At 41.0% G+C, this 20,378-nt stretch carries 22 protein-coding genes; 16 read left to right on the top strand and 6 right to left on the bottom strand.

What is annotated here, in order from left to right; genetic code table 11:
• Window positions 1-36: 36 nt before the first annotated feature.
• Window positions 37-687 (bottom strand): copper homeostasis protein CutC, encoded by a 651-nt coding sequence (locus A5870_RS10200; protein WP_086292695.1) that lies wholly within the window; start codon window positions 685-687, stop codon window positions 37-39.
• Window positions 688-789: 102 nt separating this feature from the next.
• On the opposite strand from A5870_RS10200, the gene A5870_RS10195 reads away from it, so the two are divergent.
• The 5 genes from A5870_RS10195 (at window position 790) to A5870_RS10175 (ending at window position 6,163) form a co-directional block, all read left to right on the top strand.
• Window positions 790-1,632, top strand: coding sequence for a methyltransferase domain-containing protein (locus A5870_RS10195; protein WP_077452507.1), 843 nt, complete (start codon window positions 790-792; stop codon window positions 1,630-1,632).
• Between the two features lie 352 nt (window positions 1,633-1,984).
• The gene (trmL, locus tag A5870_RS10190) at window positions 1,985-2,488 is read left to right on the top strand and encodes a tRNA (uridine(34)/cytosine(34)/5-carboxymethylaminomethyluridine(34)-2'-O)-methyltransferase TrmL (protein WP_077452506.1); all 504 of its coding nucleotides are present in this window, start codon (window positions 1,985-1,987) and stop codon (window positions 2,486-2,488) included.
• A gap of 17 nt (window positions 2,489-2,505) precedes the next feature.
• Complete coding sequence (locus tag A5870_RS10185; protein WP_086292693.1) at window positions 2,506-3,159, top strand: histidine phosphatase family protein; 654 nt, start codon at window positions 2,506-2,508, stop codon at window positions 3,157-3,159.
• Window positions 3,160-3,179: 20 nt separating this feature from the next.
• Window positions 3,180-5,834 carry an SF1B family DNA helicase RecD2 gene (recD2, locus tag A5870_RS10180; RefSeq protein WP_086292691.1) on the top strand — a complete coding sequence of 885 codons (2,655 nt, stop codon included), beginning with the start codon at window positions 3,180-3,182 and terminating at the stop codon, window positions 5,832-5,834.
• Between the two features lie 101 nt (window positions 5,835-5,935).
• Window positions 5,936-6,163, top strand: coding sequence for a cold-shock protein (locus A5870_RS10175; protein ID WP_081118454.1), 228 nt, complete (start codon window positions 5,936-5,938; stop codon window positions 6,161-6,163).
• A gap of 105 nt (window positions 6,164-6,268) precedes the next feature.
• Here A5870_RS10175 and A5870_RS10170 read toward each other — a convergent pair whose 3' ends face one another.
• Both A5870_RS10170 and A5870_RS10165 read right to left on the bottom strand, forming a co-directional pair.
• Entirely contained in the window at window positions 6,269-6,892 is a 624-nt protein-coding gene (locus A5870_RS10170) for a response regulator transcription factor (RefSeq protein WP_086292689.1), read from the bottom strand.
• Window positions 6,889-7,998 carry a sensor histidine kinase gene (locus A5870_RS10165; RefSeq protein WP_411268835.1) on the bottom strand — a complete coding sequence of 370 codons (1,110 nt, stop codon included), beginning with the start codon at window positions 7,996-7,998 and terminating at the stop codon, window positions 6,889-6,891. The genes A5870_RS10170 and A5870_RS10165 overlap by 4 nt, the downstream gene beginning before the upstream one ends.
• Window positions 7,999-8,084: 86 nt before the next feature.
• On the opposite strand from A5870_RS10165, the gene A5870_RS10160 reads away from it, so the two are divergent.
• The 3 genes from A5870_RS10160 to A5870_RS10150 are packed head-to-tail and all read left to right on the top strand — an operon-like array spanning window position 8,085 to window position 11,335.
• A complete protein-coding gene (locus A5870_RS10160; RefSeq protein WP_086292685.1) occupies window positions 8,085-9,017 on the top strand; it encodes an ABC transporter ATP-binding protein in 933 nt (310 codons plus the stop codon).
• Window positions 9,018-9,030: 13 nt separating this feature from the next.
• Complete coding sequence (locus A5870_RS10155) at window positions 9,031-10,176, top strand: ABC transporter permease (RefSeq protein ID WP_086292683.1); 1,146 nt, start codon at window positions 9,031-9,033, stop codon at window positions 10,174-10,176.
• Window positions 10,163-11,335, top strand: coding sequence for an ABC transporter permease (locus A5870_RS10150; RefSeq protein ID WP_086292681.1), 1,173 nt, complete (start codon window positions 10,163-10,165; stop codon window positions 11,333-11,335). The genes A5870_RS10155 and A5870_RS10150 overlap by 14 nt, the downstream gene beginning before the upstream one ends.
• Before the next feature lie 54 nt (window positions 11,336-11,389).
• On the opposite strand, the gene A5870_RS10145 is transcribed toward A5870_RS10150, so the two are convergent.
• Window positions 11,390-12,361, bottom strand: coding sequence for a diacylglycerol/lipid kinase family protein (locus A5870_RS10145; RefSeq protein WP_077452497.1), 972 nt, complete (start codon window positions 12,359-12,361; stop codon window positions 11,390-11,392).
• A 653-nt stretch (window positions 12,362-13,014) separates the two neighbouring features.
• Between A5870_RS10145 and bsh the strand changes: the two genes are divergently transcribed.
• Complete coding sequence (gene bsh / locus A5870_RS10140) at window positions 13,015-13,989, top strand: choloylglycine hydrolase (protein WP_077452496.1); 975 nt, start codon at window positions 13,015-13,017, stop codon at window positions 13,987-13,989.
• A gap of 59 nt (window positions 13,990-14,048) precedes the next feature.
• Here the strand turns inward: bsh and A5870_RS10135 are convergent, their stop codons facing one another.
• Window positions 14,049-14,576, bottom strand: a complete 528-nt coding sequence (locus tag A5870_RS10135; protein ID WP_077452495.1) for an FUSC family protein — start codon at window positions 14,574-14,576, stop codon at window positions 14,049-14,051.
• 340 nt (window positions 14,577-14,916) lie between these two features.
• On the opposite strand from A5870_RS10135, the gene A5870_RS10130 reads away from it, so the two are divergent.
• Window positions 14,917-15,615 carry a sunset domain-containing protein gene (locus A5870_RS10130; protein WP_086292679.1) on the top strand — a complete coding sequence of 233 codons (699 nt, stop codon included), beginning with the start codon at window positions 14,917-14,919 and terminating at the stop codon, window positions 15,613-15,615.
• A gap of 614 nt (window positions 15,616-16,229) precedes the next feature.
• On the top strand, window positions 16,230-16,739 hold the full coding sequence (locus tag A5870_RS10125) for a QueT transporter family protein (RefSeq protein WP_086292676.1): 510 nt from the start codon (window positions 16,230-16,232) through the stop codon (window positions 16,737-16,739).
• Window positions 16,740-16,821: 82 nt separating this feature from the next.
• Here A5870_RS10125 and cbpA read toward each other — a convergent pair whose 3' ends face one another.
• Entirely contained in the window at window positions 16,822-17,460 is a 639-nt protein-coding gene (cbpA, locus tag A5870_RS10120; RefSeq protein ID WP_077452493.1) for a cyclic di-AMP binding protein CbpA, read from the bottom strand.
• Window positions 17,461-17,615: 155 nt separating this feature from the next.
• Here cbpA and rpmG point away from each other — a divergent pair, with 155 nt between their 5' ends.
• The 5 genes from rpmG (at window position 17,616) to A5870_RS17340 (ending at window position 20,377) form a co-directional block, all read left to right on the top strand.
• Window positions 17,616-17,768: a 50S ribosomal protein L33 gene (rpmG, locus tag A5870_RS10115; RefSeq protein WP_005229764.1), complete on the top strand. Its 153-nt coding sequence runs from the start codon at window positions 17,616-17,618 to the stop codon at window positions 17,766-17,768.
• A 12-nt stretch (window positions 17,769-17,780) separates the two neighbouring features.
• Complete coding sequence (gene secE, locus A5870_RS10110; RefSeq protein ID WP_005229766.1) at window positions 17,781-17,951, top strand: preprotein translocase subunit SecE; 171 nt, start codon at window positions 17,781-17,783, stop codon at window positions 17,949-17,951.
• Window positions 17,952-18,069: 118 nt separating this feature from the next.
• Window positions 18,070-18,612 (top strand): transcription termination/antitermination protein NusG, encoded by a 543-nt coding sequence (nusG, locus tag A5870_RS10105; protein WP_005229769.1) that lies wholly within the window; start codon window positions 18,070-18,072, stop codon window positions 18,610-18,612.
• A gap of 128 nt (window positions 18,613-18,740) precedes the next feature.
• Window positions 18,741-20,231, top strand: a complete 1,491-nt coding sequence (locus A5870_RS10100; RefSeq protein WP_086292674.1) for a DUF1576 domain-containing protein — start codon at window positions 18,741-18,743, stop codon at window positions 20,229-20,231.
• Window positions 20,222-20,377 carry a hypothetical protein gene (locus A5870_RS17340; protein WP_170924081.1) on the top strand — a complete coding sequence of 52 codons (156 nt, stop codon included), beginning with the start codon at window positions 20,222-20,224 and terminating at the stop codon, window positions 20,375-20,377. The genes A5870_RS10100 and A5870_RS17340 overlap by 10 nt, the downstream gene beginning before the upstream one ends.
• Window position 20,378: the final 1 nt, after the last annotated feature.

Genomic DNA, 20,378 nt, shown 5'->3' with positions numbered 1-20,378 from the left:
TCGTTTGTGGGGATTTCTTTGCGTGATTCTTTTGTGTCACGCAAAGAAATCATTAAGGTCGACGATTCTGGTCCCATGAACTTCTTTTACACTTAATGTATCAGCAACATGTTGGGCATTTTCAAAGGAAATGCCACCGCCAGGTAAAATCGTTAAACGCTCACCAGCATAGGCGATCAATTCTTTCAGATGATCGAAGTTGTCTTCAATCGGAGTCCCTGCAGCACCACCATGGGTCAAAATCCGCTGTACGCCATGCTCAGCTAACCAATCGATCGCTTTAAATTGGCGCGCTACAGGAATCGCGTCGAAGGCCATGTGAAAAGTAACCTGCAAGCCTTCTGCGGTTTCTAACAATAGCTCCAATGCTTCTTCGTCTAACCAGCCGCTAGGAGTTAAGCAACCTAGAACAACGCCGTCTGTTCCTAGCTTTTTTGCTTCGATCAAGTCAGTGTGCATGATTTTCAACTCAGTGTCATTGTAAACAAAATCACCGCCTCGAGGTCGGATGATCGTCATAACGGGAATTCCTTTTTCACCAGCATATTGCAAAACTTCTTCTTGCACACCAGTACTTGGCGTTGTTCCGCCGACCGCTAAATTATCACAGAGTTCAATCCGCTTTGCCCCTCGGGCGATTGCTAAGGGAATATTGGTATAATTTTCTGCACAAAATTCTTTTAACATGATTTACCTCCAATAGATGGTTGTTCAGTTGATTTGTTATTCTATCCACTAGCATTCTACCACAAGAATATGCTAAAGTAGAGCAGAGATGAGGGAAGTTGAATGTTAAAAAAAATCGATCGCGGGCGCCTTTTTTTAAACGCCCATTATCACTTATTTGAATGTCCATTGTGCCGCCAAGCATTTTTCCCGACCGAAAATGGCTTGGTTTGTCCAAATCGTCATCGATTTGACTTATCAAAGAAAGGCACACTTTTCTTTTTGGATCATCAAGTCAAAGCAGATTATGATCAAGCACTGTTTCTGCCGCGTCAACGTATGATCGCTAGCGGCATGTATGCACCAGTCATTGAATGCATCAAAGCAGTTTTGGGGGATGCTAAGCATCTTTTAGATGTCGGCTGCGGCGAAGGCAGTTTTCTGGCTCAGCTGGTCAATGAAAAGACCCAGGCGGCTGTCGGCTTTGATATCGCCAAAGACGGAGTTTATCTAGCAACCAATCAAAACGTACCGGCTTTTTGGTGTGTGGCGGATCTGACCAACTTGCCGTTTGCTGAAGCGAGCTTTGATACGATTTTCAATCTATTTTCGCCGTCAAATTATGGGGAGTTCAATCGTATTTTGAAAAAGGGTGGACAGTTGATCAAAGTCGTCCCTGCGGCGGATTATTTAAAAGAATTGCGGGCTGCTTTTTATCCGAATGATGAAGCGAAACAGCAATACTCAAATGAACGGGTCGTCACTAAATTTCTTGAACATTACCCTGACGCTTCCCGTCAAAGAGTGACACATGTTTTTACGATCCCTGAAGAAAATCGCCAAGATTTACTTGCCATGTCCCCGTTAGAGTGGGGGGCTTCGGAGGAACGCAAAGAAAAGCTCCGGCAAGCTCCTTTGAGACAGATCACTGTTGATGTTGAGGTGTTGATTGCGAAAATTTCCTGAAAATATTTTGAACTTTTTTGTTATTTACTCTTGCAATCATGCCATGGGAGTGATATATTGTTCTCAAGTCATTTTTCATTGGTTTTTATCAGGTTCCTGTTCTGATAAAAGTTAGTGAAAAGAGCTTCACTAACGTAACGACTCGCAGTGATCGACACCGAGTTGGTACGTTTTTTTTATGCCCAAAATTCTACACAAAAAAGGTCGTTTCTAAAAAACAAGCGTGCCAAAATATGGTACTATAGAAGTTATTGAAGAAGCTATTGAGAATCAATTGTAAAACGCAAGATACAGAGACACAAAGGAAAGCGAGAACCGATCGGTAGTATCCGAGCGAAAGGAGTTTTTATCTATGAATCACATCGTTCTTTTTGAACCTCAGATCCCGGCCAATACGGGAAATATTGCACGGACGTGCGCAGCAACAAATACTCATTTACACTTAATCGAGCCTTTAGGCTTTTCAACGGATGACAAGCAATTAAAACGAGCTGGGCTTGATTATTGGCATGATGTCAATATTACCTATCATAAAGATTTAGCTGCTTTTATGGACTTTTTAGGGGAGCGTCCGTTGTATCTGATTTCGAAATTTGCCAATCGCGTGTATTCTGACGTCGATTACACCGCAGATGATGATCAGTTCTTCATTTTCGGGAAAGAAACGACGGGGCTTCCAGAAAGTTTTATGCGTGAGCATGCCGAAAAATGTTTGCGGATCCCAATGAATGATGAGCATGTTCGTTCCCTTAACCTATCAAATACGGCTGCTTTGATCATTTATGAAGTTTTGCGACAGCAAGGCTTCCCAGAATTGGAATTGACGCATCATTATGAGAACGACAAATTAGACTAAGAAGCGAGGCTTTTTCGATGCAATTATACTTTACCCGTCACGGAAAAACAGAGTGGAACCAAGCACGCCGCTTTCAAGGAATGCTGGGGGATTCGCCGTTATTGCCAGAAAGTTATGACGAAATCAAATTACTCGGTGATTATCTGGCAGCTATTCCTTTTGAGAAGATTTACTCAAGTACATCTTTGCGAGCAAAAGTGACTGCCCAAGAGATCCAAGCAAGACTCCAACACCCAGTTGAAATCATTTATAATGAGAATCTGCGAGAAATCGGACTCGGTGAATTGGAAGGTCAGTCCATCGATGAAATGCATGAGAAGTATCCCCAACAACTGACTGATCTGCGTAATCACTTGGATCGTTACGATCCAAGTGCCTTTAAAGGTGAGCCGATCCAAGAAACATTGAGCCGGATCGAGACCGTCGTCATGGATGCGGTGATGCAGCATGAAGGCCCATTATTGTTCGTCGGTCATGGGGCATCCTTTACGGCTGCTATCCAGTGGCTTGCAGGCAAACCATTAGCCGAATTAAGAGAGCAAGGTGGATTAGTCAATAACAGCGTTAGCTTATTAGAGACGAATGAACAAAAAGTATTGCCTTTTGAACTAAAACTTTGGAATGAAGCAAGCTTTTTAAGCAATCAAGCAGGATTAGACGCTTTGTTGTAAACCATGAAAGGAGCGGCACCATGATTCCAGAAAGAACGTTTTTTGTCGGCCATGTTGCCGCCATCTTTTTCCAGAATCCCAGCAATTTTTATAAAGTACTATTAGTTAAAGTCACTGAGAATAATGCCGACTACAAAGACTCGGAGATCGTCGTTACTGGTAGTTTCGGCGAAATCCAAGAAGAGGAAAAGTATCGGTTTTTTGGTGAGCTGGTCAATCATCCCAAGTACGGTGTCCAGTTGAAGGCCGAAAGCTATCAACAAGAACAACCGACCTCTGAACAAGGGTTGATCGCCTATCTTTCTGGAGAAAAATTTCCGGGGATCGGCAAGAAGACCGCTGAAAAAATCGTTGACCTTTTAGGAGAAGAAGCGATCGACCGGATGCTGGAAGAACCAACATTGTTGGATCAGATTCCAGGATTGAATGAAAGTAAGCAAAAAATGATTTTAGATACTGTACGGCAAAATCATGGGATGGATCAAGTGATCGTTGGCTTGAGCCGCTATGGTTTTGGTAGTCAGCTTTCTTTTGCAATCTATCAAGCCTACAAAAATGAAGCATTATCAATTATCGAAGAAAATCCTTACCAGTTGGTGGAAGACATTGAAGGCATTGGCTTTAAACGCGCAGATGGCATCGCTGAGCAGCTAGGGATCGAAGCTTCGTCGCCGCAACGGTTTCGAGCGGCGGTCTTGCATCAGATCTTTGCGCAATCCTTGCAGACAGGCAATACCTTTATCCATGCCCAAGACTTGTTAGAGCAGACACTGCGTTTATTAGAAACGAGTCGTCCTATTGAGATTGCGCCAGACGACCTGGCATCAACGATCATTCAATTAGTGGAAGAAGGAAAAATCCAGCAAGAAGAAACTCGTTTGTACGAAAACAGTCTGTACTTTTCTGAATGGGGAATCGCTAGTTCCATCGAACGCTTGCTTTCCCGCAAAAAAGAAATCGTCTATCCTGAGAAAACAATCAGCAAAACGCTGCGAAAAATTGAGAAGCATTTAGGTATCACCTATGGGTCTTCGCAAGAAGAAGCGATCAAAGAAGCCATTCGTTCGCCATTGTTTATTTTGACAGGTGGTCCGGGTACCGGGAAAACGACGGTGATCAATGGGATCGTACAATTGTTTGCTGAGTTGAATGATCTGGACTTAGAGCCATCAAAATACAGTGAAGAAACCTTTCCGATTCTCTTGGCAGCACCGACTGGTCGAGCCGCCAAACGGATGAATGAAACGACAGGTTTGCCAAGCGGGACGATCCATCGTTTGTTAGGCTTGAACGGACGTGAAAAAGCGCCATCGATTAGCCCGAAAGAATTAGAAGGCGGCTTATTGATCGTCGATGAGATGTCTATGGTCGATACATGGTTGGCGAATACGCTCTTTAAGTCGATCCCTACAAACATGCAAGTGATTTTTGTGGGGGATAAAGATCAGCTTCCTTCTGTGGGACCAGGACAAGTCCTTCATGATTTGCTAGCGATCGATGCGATCCCGAAACAAGAATTGACAGAAATCTATCGCCAAGGAGATGGATCAAGCATCATTCCACTGGCTCATGCCATCAAAAATGGGCAGCTGCCTGCTGATTTTACACAAAACCAAAAAGATCGCTCCTTCTTTGCGTGTGATGCTTACAAAATCGAACCGTTGATCGCTCTGATAGTGAAACGGGCAAAAGACAAAGGCTACACGCCGCAAGATATTCAAGTGTTGGCACCGATGTATCGTGGGGCAGCCGGGATCGATGCTCTGAATAAAATGATGCAAGAGATTTTTAACCCCAATGATGGGACAAAAAAAGAGGTGACTTTCAATGATACGGTGTATCGTATCGGTGATAAGGTTTTGCAGTTGGTAAACTCACCAGAAGATAACGTGTTTAATGGCGATATGGGCCAAATCGTTGGGATCACTCTAGCCAAACAGTCGGAAGACAAGGTTGACGAACTGGTCATTCAGTTTGATGCCAATGAAGTGACCTATAAGCGGAATGAATGGAATAAGATCACATTATCCTACTGTTGTTCGATCCATAAATCTCAAGGTAGTGAATTTCAAATGGTTATTTTGCCGATGGTTCATCAATACCAACGTATGCTGCAACGCAATCTGCTTTATACTGCTGTAACCCGCAGCAAAGAAATGCTGATTTTACTTGGTGAACCGCAAGCCTATCAAACTTGTGTCAGTCACGAATCTGCTACTCGCTTAACGACATTAAAAGAACGTATCAATGGCACGGAAAAAATGACGCCGCTGCAACGAGCAAAATTGGCCCAATTTGAAGAAGCGGATGATCCGTTTTATGATGATTCCTCTGAAAACAGGAAAGTAAAAACGTCATCGACGAAGTTACAGGACCAATCCAGTGCGGAAGCTGCTGCGAATCAGCAAGTTGCAGAAAAGACCTCGGATAGTGGGCTTAATTTGTTTGCTTTTGCCGAGCCTGAGCCGCCGGCATCAAATCAGACAGAAACGGCAAAGCCTCTGTCAGGGGGAAAAGACCTAAGTGAAGGGACTATGGGGGAAGAAGCACTCATCGAAGAAACGTCGAACGATGGTGTATTGACCTTAACGATGGTCAAAAAGCATTTAGTGGATCCAATGATTGGCATGAAGGACTGTTCTCCATACGACTTTATGCCCGCAAAAAACGGCTGATTGAAAGATGAGAAAATACTAAAAAAGGTAACTTAGTGAGCGCTTTCTTTTGGTTTTTTAGCTTCTTATGCTAAGCTAAAATCAAAAGGAGGCGTTACGTTATGGCGAAAGAAACCGAAGATAAATTAGCAAAATTAGCAAAAGAATCTGGCAACGACTTTAAGAAATTAGATGAGATGGAAAAAGAATTTAAACTAGATGAAAGTCCCGATGCAGAACGAGGCGAGCGGGATGAATCAGGGTTAGAAAAAACGTTAGAAAAGGCGCCGATTTTCCCGCCTAACACACCGAACAATCCAACGAATCCCGGCAGTCCCGGAAATCCATAGCTTGTCAACTAAAAACTACGACAGTCGGATAATCGAATAGAAAACAAAAAACCTGAAGAATGCAGCTTCGCATTCTTCAGGCTTTTTTTTTGCAATCGATGAGACTTACTGTAAATGCTGATAAAAATAGATTGCTAATTGCGTGCGATCCCGCAATTCCAGTTTTTCCAGTAATTGACTGATGTAATTACGGACAGTACCATCACTCAAGTACAAAGCATCGGCAATTTCTTTATTGTTTTTTCCAGCGGCTACTTCTTTGATGATCGCAAATTCACGTTCGCTAAAAGAAGCTTGATTGTTAATTGATGGTTCGTTCTTCATTAGCTGCGTGAAGGTCTCAACGATTTCATTCCCGAAGACAACTTGGCCATTATAAGCGGCTTTGACAGAAGGGATGATCGCTTGTAAATTCTGCTTGATCAAATAACCTTTCACACCGATGGAAAAGGCTTCGCGAATGTATTCTTCATCTTTGAAGGTAGTCAATAGCAAAAGGATCGCTTGGGGAAATTTAGCCAATATTTCTTTGGCAGCATCGATCCCCGTTTGTTCCGGCATGCGGATGTCCGTCAGCAAAACGTCAGGATGATAGGTTTCATATAATTCCAGTGCGTCTTTGGCACAATGGCCGATTCCTAATACACGAATCTCTTCTGTGTTTTCTAAAATGGTTTGCAAAGATGTGGTCACAAACGGATCATCGTCAATAATAACTACAGTAATCATTGGTGTTCCTCCTTTGGTAAAATGATCGTCAACTGAAAGCGTTGGTTTTCTTGTAAAATATGAACTTGACCTTGTTGTTCTTGGACCCGTTGACGCATCGTTTTCAGACCGATTCCAGTGTCTGGATTTTGAGGTGTGCGGACGCCATCATTCGTGATTTGCAAGCGAAAAAATGCAGGCAGCGTTCGAAAATGCAACACGAGGGTTTTCGCATAACTATGTTTGATACTGTTGGTTAAGGCTTCTTTGATGACCATTAGGAAACAGTTTTGCTGTGCTTCATTCAACCCTTCAAATAGGTTTCCTTCAATCGTGACAGGTGATGGAAAATCAGCAATTAGAAACTCTAAGGATTGCTGGAAAGAAATCGATGTCTCGTGGAGATCGTGAACACTTTGTCGAATGCGATCCATCCCTGTATGAACGGTAGCACTTAAATTTGCTAGGGGGTCATTTAGTTTTGGCTCTTGATTGATCATTTCAAGCGCGCCAATCTGTAAAATGGCACTCGACAGTAGATGGCCGACATTGTCATGGATATCGCGAGCAATTCGATTTCGTTCTTCGGCAATTTGCAAGGCTAACTTTGTTTCTTGTGATAGGGCTAGCGCTTTGTTTTGCTGCGATAACTGTTGCTGCTTTTCCCAATGGGTATCTTTTGAAGCGATGTACTTTTTCTCAAGATCAGACATTCGCTGATCTTTTTTGCGTAAGTAAAAAGCAAAGAGCAACAAAAGGATGACAAAAGCGAGCTCCGTGAGAGAATGATGGACAACCGTTGCGATCAATAAAAATCCTAATAAAAATAGAACATCATCTTTACTATCTTCCGGAGCGATCACCCGCATCAATGCAGGCAGAAAGAGGGCAAGCTCTGGCCAAAACGTACATAGAAGCAACAGAATAACTTGAAAAAACCAGTTTGCTATTCTAGGCAGTAAATAACTGACGCCAGTAAATATAACGGCGATCAGTAGATAGATGACCTGCACAGCAACAAAACCTTGATTTACCAATAAAAGTAATGAGACGGCGAGTAGAAAGCCAGCTTCGCTGAGTAGTCGAGATTTAGACATGATAAACTCCTTCATTGTGACAAATGTCATGCTTAGTTTAGCCAATCGTCACTAGTTTCTTTCCTTGAAGTTTATTATAGTCAGATTAACAAGAAATTTGGAAGGAGTTTTTCATCGTGATTATCGAAATTGATAAATTAGTTAAACGCTATGGTGATTTTGTGGCATTGAATCATTTTGATCTGCAAGTACAAGAAGGAGAGGTTTTAGGATTATTGGGACCAAACGGCAGCGGGAAATCGACCGCCATCAACTGTATGCTCTCTTTGTTAAACTATGACAAAGGCACCATCAAACTTTTTGGATCAATCATGACGCCTGAAAATTATGCCGTTAAAGCAATGATCGGGGTCGTTCCTCAAGATGTTGCCGTCTTTGAAGAACTTAGTGTGCAAGAAAATATCGATTATTTTTGCGGGTTATATGTTGCTGACAAAGAGAAACGACAAGGATTGATCGAAGAAGTGATTCAATTAGTGGGTTTGGAAAATTTCGTGACCTTTCATCCAGGAGAGCTGAGCGGTGGCTTGAAACGGCGGTTGAATATCGCCTGCGGGATCGCACATAAACCACGTTTGATTTTTTTGGATGAACCAACAGTAGCTGTCGATCCCCAAAGTCGTAATAAAATTTTGGAAAGCATCAAAGAGCTAAATCGCCAAGGAGCAACGATCGTTTACACGACCCATTACATGGAAGAAGTGGAAATTCTGTGTGACCAGATCGTGATTATGGATCAGGGACAGGTGATTGCCAAAGGGACTAAGGAATCTCTGAAAGACATGGTACGCACGGCAGATCGTTTGACCATCGACATCCCCTTATTGCCTGACCACGTGTTGGTAGCGATTCAGAACACCAATACTGCTAACGGAATCGTTTACAAAGACGGACAGCTCCAAGTAACAACAACGGAACTCAATGCGGTCTTGTTACCCATTTTGACACTCTTACAAACAGAGAAAATCAGTTACGGAAAAATTGCAACCAAAGAAGCGACCTTAAATGATGTCTTTTTAGAGATCACGGGCAAGGAATTGAGAGACTGAGGAGGGGGAAACCATGTTTTGGCATTTTTACAAATACCGCACAAAGGTGTTGTTGCGAAATAAATCGATGCTGTTTTGGACGTTGGCGTTTCCCATTCTCTTAGGCCTAATGTTTATGGCGGCCTTTGGGGAGATCGATCAAGCGGGAAATTTAGAGACAATCACGACGGGGATCGTAAAAACCGGGGACCAAACAGCGCTTACGGAAAATTTTTCCACCGTCCTTGAACAAGTGGAAATCAATGAAAAACCATTATTTGCACTCGAGGAATTACAAGAAACAGAGGCAGTTGAAAAGCTGACTGCCGGTGAATTAGCTGGATATTTCCTGATTGACGACAAAACCATTTCTCTGCATGTGGGCCAAGCGGGCATGAGTCAGACGTTGATGAAAAATGTAATGGATCAATTTTTACAACGTACAGCGATCATTTCTAGTAAAGCAGCAGAACTTGAAACGCTTGATCTTGCACCTATTATGGCCGCATTTGAACAGGAGGCGACTTTTCAAGAAGTGAATGCAGATCGTGACATGAGTGTCAAAAGTTTTTATTTCTTTACCTTGATCGGGATGGCGATCCTCTATGGGACGATGTGGGGTGTCCGTAATGTCCAGGATCAGCAAGCCAATCAATCCGCGAATGGTATTCGGCTTTCCTTGATACCAAGAAAACGGACATTGGTTTCAAGTGCGAATTTGGCGGCGAGTTTTACGATTGTGTTAGTAGAAGTCTACATTATTTTAGCGGTGTTTCGTTTTGTCTATCAAGTAGACTTTGGTGATCGTTGGCAATGGTTACTGCTGGTTGCCGCATTAGGATCATTGTGTGCGATTTTGCTAGGGACATTGATTGGAAATCTGACGCCAAAAATGAATTTGGTGCAAAAAGATGGCATTTTGGTCTCCGTTACAATGGCAATGAGCTTTTTTGCTGGGATGATGGGCTCGGAACAAATCAAGTATTGGCTTGATCTACATGTGCCGATACTGGGGCAAGTAAATCCCGTCAATTTGATCAGTGAAAGTCTTTATCAATTGTATTACTATACAGATTTGAGTAGCTTTTATACCAATCTTTTCTGGTTGACTGGCTTTATCGTCCTTTTGTCAATTGGAAATGCTTGGATCGAAAGAAGGGTGCGCTATGACGCTTTATAAAACGATTTGGACTTTGCTGAAGGCAAATAAGTCGAACTTACTAATTGGAGTATTGATCACAGTTGGTGTCACGTTCTTTTATGCGCAAAGCATCGACGTCGAAAACACCTCTTTACAAGAAGCCAACATTGCTTTGATCAGTGAGGAGGAGTCGCCAGTCGTTGATGGTCTTCGGGAGTACTTGAAGGAAAAGCAAACCTTGGTTGCTTTAGAGGGGACCTCACAAAAAGAAATTGACGATGCCCTTTATTTTAATCGTGTAAACATTGTCTTGCATTTGCCAGCTGATTTCTCCAAACAAGTGGAGGCTGGCCAGATGCCAACGATCGAGATTCAAAGCCGGCCAGATGCTTTTTCTAAAACCATTGTCACCCAGCAAGTGAACACGTTCTTACAGACGCTTTTACTTTTTCAAGAAGAAGGCAAAACAGTCAGTGAGGCGATAGAAGAAACACAAACAGCGCTAGCCGTCACAGGGCAAGTTGAGCTCAGTACAGAATATAGTCAACGAATGAAAAAAATGTTAACAGGCATGACCTTTAACTTATTGTCATATGGCCTCTTTCTATCAATATTTAGCGGGTTTGGTGTGATCAATCTGACCTTTAACCGCCAAGAAATCAGCAAGCGAAACCAGAGTGCGCCTCTTCCAAAGCGGATGCTACAGCGGAAAATCCTGTTAAGCTTAATCAGTTACTCGCTGCTTTTAACCTTCGGCTTTTTATTACTGATGGTGTTACTAGTGATTCGCACATCCTGGGATACAGCAGCTTGGTACCACATTTTGAACACGTTTTTGTTTTTACTACCTGTCATCAGCTTCTCGGCTTGTGTCACCTCTCTTGTGAAAAATTCAGAAGCGATCGGCGGTATCAGCAATATCTTTATAACCGGAAGCTGTTTTATCGGTGGGGTCTTTGTGTCCGCGAACTTTCTGCCGGATATCGTCAATAAAATCGCGGCATTCACGCCAACCTATTGGTTTGTTCAAAACAATACCTTGATCAGTGAGACCCTCACGTATAATCAAAGGTTCAATGAATCCTTCTGGTTCAATGGCTTTGTCTTGGTAACATTTGCAGCAGTATTTTCAATGATCCAATTTATTTTGGGAAGAGAAAAAAGCCGTCGTTGGCAATACAACTCGGCGAAAAATTAATAATCTAACGCATAGAAAAACGATACAAATCAGCAGCGATTTGTATCGTTTTCTTTATGGGCACCAAAATAATTGACTAGCTGTTGTAAAAGTAATATCAAAGGGACGTTGGCCCATTTCCTCACCGTCTTCTTGTCCATGTTGGGGCACGGTAGAGATAATTCTCAGCTTCGACGTGGAAAGATGGTGAAAGTAACGTGAATTCATGTGTTTCTTTCGCATCAGTAAACCGATCAGCCAGAAAATCTTAAAAATCGATACACGCTCGACAAGAACAAAATCAAACTTTTTCTCTTTGACCGAAGCGGTTGGGGCGATCGCAACACCGCCGCCAAAGTAAGGATGGTTGGTCGTAGTGCATAGAAAAGCTTTCTTATAACTGAATTGTTGCCCATTACACTCAACTAAGATCGGGAAGCCTTTTTGGCGAAACAAAACCCGAATAATTGCAGCGATATAGGAAAAGGAGCCGAGGTTAAACTTATTCAGACTACTTTTTGCCACAGAGTGATTGGTGGTGTAGACGATTGCCGCATCAAGGCCAATACCGACATTGTTAAGCGCAATGCCGCTTTCCTCCTGGATCTGCTCATCATAGTGGATAATGGCCAATTCTTGGGGCTTAGTAGTACCCGCAATTTTCCAAAATGCTTTTTCCGGTTCCCGCGGCAACTCGATACTTCGCGCAAAATCGTTTCCTGAGCCAGCGGGGATGTAAGCAACGGGGATTTGTTGTTGTTCAAGTTGTAACTCTGATACTACTTGGTGCAGCGTTCCATCTCCCCCGATAACGACCAGCAATGGATATAGCATTTCGCCATTTTCTAAATAAACATCGTCCCAAGGCAAAAGGCGTTCTTTTAAGAGTTTTCGGGTGATGTTTCGTTCGTCGCCGGGCGATTTTGTTAAATAGAGTTGATGGGGGAAACGATGCTTGTTTACGATTTTTTGCACACGCTCCGCCGCTTTTTTCCCCCTTCCACTGCCTGAGGCAGGGTTTACGAGGAAGTGATAATAATAGTTCATTTTATGAATAGCTCCATATCGTTTTTTCGTTCAATGCGTTTAATTATAGCATGTTTCGAAAGAAGGCGGGGAGACGATGCCTGAAAAAAGAGCAAAAAAATAGATTCGACGATTGTGCTTTCTGGGTTTTCAAAGGTTCTTATGTCCACTTTGATCCTCAGGTAACGATGCCCATCGCCGAATCCTATTCAATTAGTAAGGAGTAACTCAAATTCCCACATCCTTTGTCTTTTATTCTAAGTTGACAACAATTCTTTTCTTGCAGAACCTGCTTCGTCTGCTTTACTGGGAACCCTTGCTCCTTACACTTATAGTATAGCACATTTTTTATATTGAGCAATCGCTTACATTGTTTTGTCGTTGCCTTTTAGAGAAATTTAAATAGTTTAATGAAAGGTAAAGGAAAAAGGGTGGAGATTATGATCATCGCCGCTTTTGAACGGCTCTTCTAAAGGATTTGTAATCAAAGTGAATTTGCGAGAAGGTAGGCTAACTAAAGAATACTAGATTGAAATTGCCTTATATACAGTATATTAAAATGATTTTAAATCATTTAATTGTATTTTTATTATTGTTTATTGCTTTTTCCTTGTTAAAAAAAAGCGATAGGAGTAAATTAGTAGTGTAAAAAACTTATTTTAGGAGGAAGTATTATGTGTACTGCGTTAACTTATGTAACGAAAGATCATTATTTTGGCAGAAATTTTGATTATGATGTTTCTTATAAAGAAGTAGTGACCATTACTCCGAGAAATTATCCATTCAAATTTCGCAAAGTAAGTGAAATAGATCACCATTACGCAATGATTGGGATTGCTGCTGGAGTCGCTGAATACCCACTGTATTATGATGCGGTCAACGAAAAAGGCTTAGGTATCGCTGGTTTGAATTTTCCAGAAAATGCTTTCTATAATGAGTTTCAAGAAGGAAAAGAGAATGTTACGCCTTTTGAGTTCATCCCATGGCTCTTAGGGCAATGCGCTACTGTCGAAGAGGTAAAAGGGTTATTAGCTAATGTCAATCTCGTTCGGATCAATTTTAGTGAAGATTTGCCTTTATCGCCTTTGCATTGGATGATTGCTGATAAAAAAAGTGCCATCGTTGTGGAAAGTATGAGTGATGGCCTTCATATTCATGAAAATCCGGTGGGAGTTTTGACAAATAATCCGCCATTTGACTATCAATTGTTCAATTTGAATAACTACCGTGTGTTATCATCGAAAACTCCGGAAACTCATTTTTCTGACAAGCTGGATTTTGATGAATATAGTCGTGGAATGGGAGGCTTAGGGCTGCCAGGAGATCTTTCTTCGATGTCTCGCTTTGTCAAAGTAGCTTTTACCCGATTGAATTCCGTTTCTGGAGAATCTGAATCCGAAAGCATTAGTCAGTTCTTCCATATTTTAGGTTCGGTTGAGCAACAAAAAGGACTTTGTGACATAGGCAATGAGCGCTATGAGTACACGATATATACGTCTTGCTGCAATACAGATAAAGGAATCTATTACTATCGTACGTATGAAAATAGTCAAATCGTTGCAGTTGATATGAATAAAGAAGATTTGGAAGGTAATGCACCGATTTCTTATCCATTAATTGAAGACCAACAAGTTCTTTTCAGTAACTGATCCATTCTTAAAAAAACCATCTCAAAGCTGTTTTGAGATGGTTTTTTTCTTTTCCATTTTTAAAATGAGTCACTCTCATTTGTTGTCGTCTTCGTCCCTGCGGTACTTTTATTCGGAAATGGAAAAAAGCGATTCACCAATATCGCAATCGTCATGCCGATAAAACTATCAACGATCCGATTAAAAGCATACAAGTAAGATTCAGTTTGAGGAATCATAAATAAAATCGTCAATAGTGTGGCACAAGCACCAACTGTTCCCTCGGAATAATCAAATTTGACCAGTAAAGCGATCATCAACATGATCACTAAAGGGATCGCAATCATTTGTATAAAGGACGAATGTCCGAAAAAGTTAAATATCGCAATACAAAATACAGAAGCGATTGCGCCGAAGCTGTTACCGGCAATCCGATGTTTCCCGTATTTGACGGTGTTTTCATGATCTTCTCTTAATGTGAAAACAGCTGTGATCGTCGATACGACGTAGGTTTCTCGATTCAAAAGAAAACTGATCAAAATACAGAGGAATACACTGATTCCCGTTTTTACATTTCTTAAGCCAAAGGTCAATCCAAATAAGTTCAATCATGACATCCTTCCAAAATAAATTTCAACGAATTAGATTATACCACATTGCAGGCGGTCATTCGTTTCGATTCTCAGAAAAACGAACACTGATTTTTCTTCGTAAGTCAAGATGCACCTTTTATCAGTAGTTGAATAGCTAGTTTGATGCTAAGCATTTTTCAATTTCGAGTTAGAAATAATACAATAATTGGAACGCCCTCTAGAAGTGTTGATTTTACGCTTTACCCAGCAGTTCATTTTCTAAGTGAGTTGAAATGATAAAAAAATACTTTTTGTTTATAAATAGATTGTTTTTTAATAATATTATTGGCATAATCAAAAATAAGGAGGGGTTAAAATGAAAAAAGTTTCTATACTATTGGTGTTCTTGCTTGGCTTCGTTGTTTTTCCGATGACAGTTTTTGCTACATCTTCACCAAGTGTGAGCTATCAAACAAATGTCCAGTCTCAAGGGTGGCAATCATGGAAAACAAATGGTCAGACGTCAGGGACCACAGGGAAAGCAAAGCGACTCGAAGCAATCAAGATAAAAATTACTAATGAAAAATACAAAGGGAATATTGAATATAAAACCTCCATTCAGAAACAAGGATGGGAAAAATCGTTTAGAAAAAATGGGACTCTGTCTGGTACAAGTGGAAAAGGGCAACGGTTGGAGGCGATCCAAATCAAACTCACCGGTGAGATCGCTAAGTATTACGATGTCTATTATCGAGTCAATGCACAACAATTTGGCTGGATGGGGTGGGCGAAAAACGGGCAGTCTTCAGGAACGTCTGGTTTTGGCTTTCAACTGGAAGCAATCCAAGTCAAACTGGTGAAAAAAGGTGGGAAAGCACCTGGAACGACGAATGATGCATTTCGAGATGGACTGAAAAAATATGTAGACAAACGGGGCAAAGGGCTGATCAAAGGCTCCAAACAAAAGATTTATCATATACCGGGGAGTCAATACTATAATAAAACGACCAGTCCAATTCGGATGTTCAAGACAGAGGTGGAAGCCTACAAAGCGGGTTATCGGCCTGCTAAATAGAGGCGTGGCAGGCATTCGCTGAGTAAACATCTATGAGAAATTGCTTTACCAAAAAAGTTACGAGGCAACGAGAAGAAAGCTATTTTTGATCAAAAAGTAACTGAATCGTCTGATTCATTCTAAACATCCCTTTCCATTAATGAAAAGGGCTGTTTTACGTATTCAAGATCATTACTGTGCGTAGATCAGGCGGATCTTATTAACCTTCCATCATGAGATCCGTCTTCATTTAGCGAGGTTCCAACATAAAGCCACTATCTTCATCGTTTATTTCTTCGGTAGGCGTAAAAATAATATTTTTGCCATCTCTTTCAAGGGTAAAGATTGAATCACCAACCATTAGGAAATCTGACGATGGATGACTCATTGATCGTCGAATTGGGCTAGAAAATGAAAGCTGCGAAGTGTTTCTTTGAATCAACGAATGAAGGAATAGAGGGAGCAATTTCATCTGCATAAATTTTTGTCAGGTGAATTCGAGATGATTTGATGATTAAATGGCCAGTTTAACATTGATATATGGCTATTAATGTGTATAATAAGTACTTGTGCGAAGCGCACCGCGGTTCATCAACCATCCCGCGTAATCAAAACTCGGAGAAAGTAGGGATCATATGGAAAAATCAACAAATCTAACCAATCAACGTTTGCGTGTCGTCGCAGCGAATGGGATCATCATGGCACTTTATATAGCTGTAACGGTTCTAGTCGCACCAGTTGCCTCAGGAGCGATTCAATTCAGGATATCTGAAGGATTGAATCACTTAGTCGTTTTCAACAGAAAATTGATGTGGGGTGTCGTCGGCGGGGTTGTTGTGTATAACTTGTTCTTTGGAATGGGGGTCTTGGATGTCGTATTCGGTGGGGTCGGAAGCTTTTTGGCTTTAGGAGCGACTGCGCTGGTTCAGAAGAAGATTCCAAATGTTTTCTTAAGACTAGCATTTAACACCATTGTTTTTTCATTAAGCATGTTCCTGATTGCGATTATGCTAAATATCACCTTAGCATTGCCTTTCTGGCCAACATTTGCAACAACGGCATTGAGTGAATTTATTGTAATGACGATTACGGCACCTGTGATGTATATTATCAATCGTGCTGTTCGTTTTGATAAACGCGTTTAAAGAAAACTTGTTTTTTGCTTTGATGGTTCTCAAAAAACAAGAAAAAGATCATTCCTAAGAAATGAAGGAATGATCTTTTGTTTTATTCTGCTTTTAAGTCTTCGATTTCTACAACTTTGAAGTTTTTCGCTTCTAGTTGCGTAACGATCTTGTCGCATAATTCTTTTGATGTGTTTGCTGGTAAAGTGATCATCGTACGACGAATAAATTCGTCTTTGCCGATATCCAGTGTGATACAGCTGGCGATACTGCTGTATTTTGCGATTATTTTTGAGATAACCGCTAAGTCGCCTTGTTGACCTGTTGATGCGATCGTCAACACATAGCTTCCTTGCTCAACGCTCCATGATTGTGACAACATATTCAATAAGGAGCTGTGGGTCAAGATGCCGTAAAATTGATTGTTTTCATCTAATACCGCAATATAAGGCAATTCTTTGATTGTAAAGAAAACCTTAAAAAATGAAGAGTTGACATAGATGAACTTCGTCGCATTTTTTAGCAGATAGGTGACGGGTAAAGTCATGTCACCGCCGTTTGCTTTATGGCGATAGATGTGCATTTTATAAATATTTCCTCTAAAAATCTTTCCTGATTCATCTAGGATAGGCACACAACGATAACCAGACTCTTCTAAAATTGCCAGCGCTTCTTCTAAGGTAGCTGTTTCCTTTACCGTTGTTAAATCGCGTTTTTTGTAAACCATTGTTTTTAATAACATAATTTTCCCTCCCAAATACCCATTTAACACCATTATCATACCACAAAATCAGCAGAAACTATATTTATACGACAGAAAATCAAAAATTGACACAATCTTAAATAAATGGTATTTTTAGTGTTGGAAAACTTTATAAAAAGGGGGAGGACACTAAGATGGCAACAAAAAAAGCTGCTTTGGCTTGTTCTGTCTGCGGATCCCGCAACTATTCAAAATCAGTCAGTGAAGGTAAAAAAGGCGAACGCCTTGAAATCAACAAATTTTGCAAGTATTGTAATCAATATACGTTGCATCGTGAAACGAAGTAAGGAGGGAATCAAATGAAATTTTTGAAAAATGTTGTTGAAGAAATGAAAAACGTTTCTTGGCCATCGAAAAAGCAATTACGTAAAGATACCTTTGTGGTGATTCAAACAACCATAATTTTTGCATTGATGTTCTTTGTGATGGACACACTGATTCAAACAGTCTTCAATTGGATCCTAAAGTAAGACTTCTTACTGATAGCGCTAGTCATTTATCGCAAATCATGCTATAATCGCTTTGAGGAAAAACTTCGGTGCAGCTGAGGTTTTTTTATTTTACAAAAAGATGGGGAGTCCGAAAAAAATGGAATCTTTTGAAAAAAATTGGTATGTTCTACATACGTATTCAGGTTACGAGAACAAAGTAAAAGCAAACCTAGAGTCACGTGCACAAAGCATGGGGATGGGTGATTATATTTTCCGTGTCGTTGTTCCCGAAGAAGTGGAAACAGAAGAAAAAAATGGCAAAACCAAAGAAATCGTTCATAAAACCTTTCCTGGTTATGTGCTAGTTGAGATGGTCATGACGGATGAATCTTGGTACGTGGTTCGGAATACACCAGGTGTGACTGGTTTCGTTGGCTCTCATGGTGCAGGAAGCAAGCCGGCGCCTTTATTACAAGAAGAAATCAATTCGATTTTGCGTTCGATTGGTATGAGCACCCGAACAGTTGAGTTAGAAGTGGAAATCGGCGAAACCGTCAAGATCATCGAAGGTGCGTTCTCTGGTTTAGAAGGTCAAGTAGCAGAAATCGATGAAGAGAAACAAAAACTAAAAGTGAACATCGATATGTTCGGTCGTGAAACCAGTACAGAACTTGATTTTGAGCAAGTAGATAAAATTTAACTGCTGGATAGACTAGCATGAACGGCTCATTTACGGTAAAATAACAGTAATGAGAATAAAGTGGACCAATTCGTTGGCCCACTTTTTTTCTCAAAATGAGTAAGCGCTTTATAAGAGGAAGGGGTCCTATGTCAAAATTAGTTACTTTTTTTAGAGTAAAGTTTCACAATGATTTTCATCCCCATACTAAAGGGATGATTTCTGTACATAATGGGTATAGCTTGTTGTTTCTTTTTAATTTGCTACTGTTTTTCTTTGCCATGTTGTTTTTCGATCCAAGGGTGGCAGTCGAAGAGCTCAAGTTGATTTTATTTTCGGAAAGTCATCTTGTGACAGATTATATTGCTATGACTTCTGTAGGGACGGCTTTATTAAACAGCAGTTTGATGACGTTTGTATCGATCTCGATTTGTTATCATTATCGGGTGCCGATCACAGGCGGCGCGGTGTCCGCTATCTTTATGGTGACTGGGTATGGTTTTTTTGGGAAAAATTTACTGAATTTTATCCCGATATTTTTAGGCGTCCGCCTGTATTCTTACTTTATGAATGAACCATTGAAAAAATTTCTATTGATTGCCTTGTACGGATCGTCGGTTTCTCCGATCGTCAGCTATTTTGCTTTCAATGATTCATTACCACCTTATTTTAGTTTAGTGATGGGGTATGTCATTGGAATTTTTACCGGTTTTTTGATGGTTCCCATGGCACTGTACTTTCAAGCGCTGTTTCAAAGTGTCAGTCTATACAGTGCGGGATTTACTTCAGGGATGCTATGTACACTGGTCGCTGCCATCTGCCGAATGTTTGGCTTAACGATCGAGCTAAGAACATTAGTATCTCAAGAACAGCAACCGCGATTGATTTTTATGATGCTGGTTTTAGGAGGGATATTCGTCGGCTATGGTTTGCTGATGGCGATTAAGAAAAAACGATTGAATATGCGAGCGATTTGGTCTCATAGTGGCAAAATCGAGCGCGATATTTTAAGGGATACCGGCGTTTACAATACCATGATCAATATGGGGTTAATGACATTCTTGTTAGTGGCTTACGTAGTCAGTATTGGTGCGGTTTTAAATGGACCAGTTATCGGTGCGATCTTTTGTGTCATCGGCTTTTCTGCTTGTGGCTCTCATGTCTTTAACTCACTCCCTTTATTGGCAGGAGTGACGATCGCCAACCTATTGAGTGTGTATACTATCAACGAGACGGTCACAGTCACGTCAGCGATTTTTGGGATGATGCTCTGTGCAGTAACGAATGCCTATGGCTGGAAAGGGGGCTTGGTGGTTGGCTTTGTCCACGCCTCTATGGTACTGAATATTGATTTCTTACATGGTGGCTTGAATTTGTATAATAATGGTTTTTCTGGCGGGTTAGTCGCCATGATGATCATTCCCTTGTTGGATCTCAGCAAACAGCTTTGGCAAAAATCAGCCGATCAGGTACCAGCTACCCAGAAAGAAAAAACACAAACAGTCTCGAAAGTACAAGAAAGTGAACAGCCATTAGTCCCATTAGATCAAACAGAAGGAAAACCTAAATTTTCCGAGCCTGTGAAGGTATTAAAACCCGTTGCCCAAAAGAAACACTATAGGGTCGGCGAGTGGGAGTAGAAAAACCGCCAATGTCATTTGTTACTTGTTTAACAAATGGTGTTTCTTGTCTTTTCATCGCTGGAAATCATGAGAAAATGAAAACCAACCAAGAACAAGCAACGATTGGTTGTTCTTGGTTGGTTTTTATTGGTGTTCATTTCTAAA

Source organism: Enterococcus sp. 2G9_DIV0600 (assembly GCF_002140615.1).
In the GTDB taxonomy this organism is placed as follows: domain Bacteria; phylum Bacillota; class Bacilli; order Lactobacillales; family Enterococcaceae; genus Enterococcus_D; species Enterococcus_D innesii.
The sequence above is the reverse complement of the archived record's forward strand: the minus strand, read 5'-3'. Positions and strand labels throughout refer to the sequence as shown.